Origin of the sequence: Sphingomonas segetis (assembly GCF_009720245.1) — a bacterium.
Taxonomy (GTDB): Bacteria; Pseudomonadota; Alphaproteobacteria; order Sphingomonadales; family Sphingomonadaceae; genus Sphingomicrobium; species Sphingomicrobium segetis.
The window spans coordinates 1-2,920 of the sequence record NZ_WJSQ01000222.1 but is presented as its reverse complement, the minus strand read 5'-3'; the positions used below and the strand labels follow the sequence as shown (position 1 = coordinate 2,920).

At 66.1% G+C, this 2,920-nt stretch carries 4 protein-coding genes; 2 read left to right on the top strand and 2 right to left on the bottom strand.

Annotated elements, in window-relative coordinates; all coding sequences use genetic code 11:
• Positions 1–75: 75 nt before the first annotated feature.
• Positions 76–627, top strand: a complete 552-nt coding sequence (locus GH737_RS13990) for a uracil-DNA glycosylase family protein (RefSeq protein ID WP_155265394.1) — start codon at positions 76–78, stop codon at positions 625–627.
• On the opposite strand, the gene aguB is transcribed toward GH737_RS13990, so the two are convergent.
• Together aguB and GH737_RS13980 are read right to left on the bottom strand one after the other, a co-directional pair.
• Positions 611–1,462 carry an N-carbamoylputrescine amidase gene (gene aguB, locus GH737_RS13985; protein WP_155265393.1) on the bottom strand — a complete coding sequence of 284 codons (852 nt, stop codon included), beginning with the start codon at positions 1,460–1,462 and terminating at the stop codon, positions 611–613. The two genes, GH737_RS13990 and aguB, sit on opposite strands and share 17 nt — an antisense overlap.
• Positions 1,463–1,550: 88 nt before the next feature.
• Positions 1,551–2,525, bottom strand: a complete 975-nt coding sequence (locus GH737_RS13980; protein WP_420853459.1) for an agmatine deiminase family protein — start codon at positions 2,523–2,525, stop codon at positions 1,551–1,553.
• Positions 2,526–2,715: 190 nt separating this feature from the next.
• Between GH737_RS13980 and GH737_RS15480 the strand changes: the two genes are divergently transcribed.
• The coding region (locus GH737_RS15480; protein ID WP_196233206.1) for a hypothetical protein at positions 2,716–2,920 on the top strand (205 nt) is incomplete at its 3' end.

Sequence of the window (2,920 nt, the reverse complement as noted above, 5' to 3'; positions counted from 1 at the left end):
GCTAAAGCCGGAAAAATGCTGCAAGGCAAGGCGCTGCAAATCAACGTCGAGGCGTGAGAGCGCCGCGCGGTCGAGATCGTCGGACGACACTGGAAGTGGATCGTCCTGGCCGCGTGGCTGGCGATCGTGGGGCTCGCGCCCGGCAAGCATGGCGCCAACCGCACCGGGCGGCCGTTCACCGGCGATTATGCCGGCGAGCTGCTGTTCGCCACGCTGCTCAAGTTCGGCCTTGCGACCGGCGAATATCGCGCCGACCCATCCGATACTTTGCGGCTCAATGGCGTGATCATTCTCAACTCGGTCAAATGCCTGCCGCCGCAGAACAAGCCCGAGCCGAGCGAGATCCGCAACTGCCGCAATTATTTGGAGGCCGGGCTGGCGGCGCTTCCGACCGTACGCGTGTTCCTCGGTCTGGGGCAGATCGGCCACGTCGCCGCGTGCCGAGCGATGGGCCTGCCGCCGTCCGCGACCAGGTTCGGCCATCGCGCGGAGCATGTCACGCCCGACGGCCGCATCCTGCTGTCGAGCTACCATTGCTCGCGCTACAACCAGAACACCGGCCGACTGACCGCGGCGATGTTCGAAAGCGTGTTCGAGCGAGCGCTCGAGCTCAGACGTCCTCGGTAAGCCGCCCGTAAAGCTCGGGCCGGCGGTCTCGGAAGAAGCCGAAGGCGGCGCGGTGCCTTTTGGCTGCCGCGATGTCGAGCGTTGCGACCAGCACGCCGCTCTCCTCAGCGCCGAACTCGGCAAGAATGTCGCCGCGCTCGTCGCAGATGAAGCTGTGGCCGTAGAAGCGCTGGCCACATTCGGTGCCGATGCGGTTGGCGGCGACCACCGGCACGACGTTCGACACTGCGTGGCCGATCATCGCCCGGCGCCACAGCCGCGACGTGTCGAGCTCGGGGTCGTGCGGCTCTGTACCGATTGCCGTCGGATAGAACAGGATGTCGGCGCCCATCAGCATCATCGCGCGCGCCGTTTCGGGATACCATTGGTCCCAGCACACGCCGACGCCGAGCTTCGCGTGGCCGGGGCCGTCCCACACCTTGAAGCCGGTGTTGCCCGGGCGGAAGTAGAATTTCTCCTCATAACCGGGGCCGTCGGGGATGTGGCTCTTGCGGTAGACGCCCGCGACCTTGCCATCGGGCCCGACCATCGCGAGCGAATTGTAATGATGCGGCCCGTCGAGCTCGAAGAAGCTGGTCGGGATCCAGATTTTCAGCTCTTCGGCGAGTTTCTGCATCGCCAGCACCGAGGGGTGCTCGTCCGTTGGGCGCGCGGTCGCGAACAGGCTCTCGTCTTCGACGCGGCAGAAATAGGGGCCATCGAACAGCTCGGGCGGAAGGACGACTTCGGCGCCCTTGCCGGCGGCATCGCGCACCAGCTCACTCACCGCGGCGATGTTCGCGTCCGTATCATCGGTGAATGCGAGCTGTAGCGCAGCGACGGTGATCTTTTTCATTCTGCTTCCTCGTCATTCCCGCGAAAGCGGGAACCTAGCGAGAGAAAAACTGGGTCCCGCTTTCGCGGGGATGACGAACAGGGCAACCCTAAGCCGGCAACTGCTGGCTGATGCAGTGGAAGCTTCCGCCTCCGGTGAGGATGTGGTCGGCGCGCAGGCCGATTGCAACGCGGCCCGGGAAGAGCGCCTGCACGACGTCGACCGCTGCCCGGTCGTTCGGCGCGCCGTATTGCGGTACGACGACCGCGGCATTGCCGATGTAGAAATTCATGTAGCTGGCGGGGATGAGGTCGCCGTCCTCGTCGGTGATCCGGCCGGGGGAGGGAAGGGTGACGACGTCGAGCCGGGTCGTGCGCAGGCGCCGCGCGGCATCGCGGTACACAGCTTCATTCGGGTCGTCTTTGGCAGGCGTCGGAATGGCGACCCGGCCGGGCGCCACGAATCGCGCGAGATTGTCGACATGCCCGTCCGTATGGTCGTTGAGGAGCCCCGAGCCGAGCCACACGACTCGCTCGAAGCCCAGGTCTGCGTGCAGCCGCTCCTCGGTCTCGTCGCGCCTCAGACTGTTGCGGTTTGGGTTGAGCAGGCATTGCTCGGTAGTGATTACCGTGCCTGAGCCGTCTCCGTCGATCGCGCCGCCCTCCAGGATCCAATCCAATTTGGCGAAGGGCAGGCCGGCGCGCCTGGCGAGCCGCTCGCCGATATCCTGGTCGCCCTCGAGCTCGTACTTGCCGCCCCAGCCGTTGAAGCCAAACCCCTGTGCGCGCCGGCCCGCGCCGCTGCCGACCACGATCGGCCCCGTATCGCGCAGCCAGATGTCGCCGAACGGTTGAACGACGACCTCCGCGAACGGAGCCAGCCTACGCGCGCTCTCGCCCGCGCCTTCGTGCGCCGCGACGAGGCGCACCTGCTCTCCCCTGCCGCCTGCGTAAATCGCTTCGGCAAAGGCCGCGACCTCCTCCTCGGCGGGCTTGAGGTCGCCGAGCCACAGCGCCGGATCGCTCGGGAAGCCGATCCAGACGGCTTCGTGTGGCGCCCATTCGGGAAGCGGAGGCAGGGGCATCCGACGCATGCGCAGCGGCTAACAGGCGAAGGCGTCAGCGCCAAGGCGCTGCTGACCGAAGGCTAAACAGCCGTTGTAACAATGGTTTAAATTTTTCTCCCCATGACGGTGGAATGAAACTTCACTTTGGAGTAAGCGTTCACGGTTCTCTTGCGGGGGCAGATTCCCGCAGCGCCAAGGGAGAAGGCAAATGGCTGTCTCGCGTCGCCGTGGAGCAATCGGCGTATTGATCGCCGGATCGATGTTCTTCAGCTCAACGGCAGCGGTCGCTGCGACGGCGAGCACGCCGGCATATAATCCGGACCCCTGGGCCGTCCTCAGCGTGATGAGCGGCGGAGCTTCCGCCGCTGCGGTCTGCGGCGCTGCCGCCGCTGCGGCCCTGGCGCAGGCGCCGG

Coding starts and splice junctions, on each gene's coding strand:
- aguB (WP_155265393.1), bottom strand. CDS start 1,462: ATGAAAAAGATCACCGTCGCTGCGCTACAGCTCGCATTCACCGATGAT.
- GH737_RS13980 (WP_420853459.1), bottom strand. CDS start 2,525: ATGCCCCTGCCTCCGCTTCCCGAATGGGCGCCACACGAAGCCGTCTGG.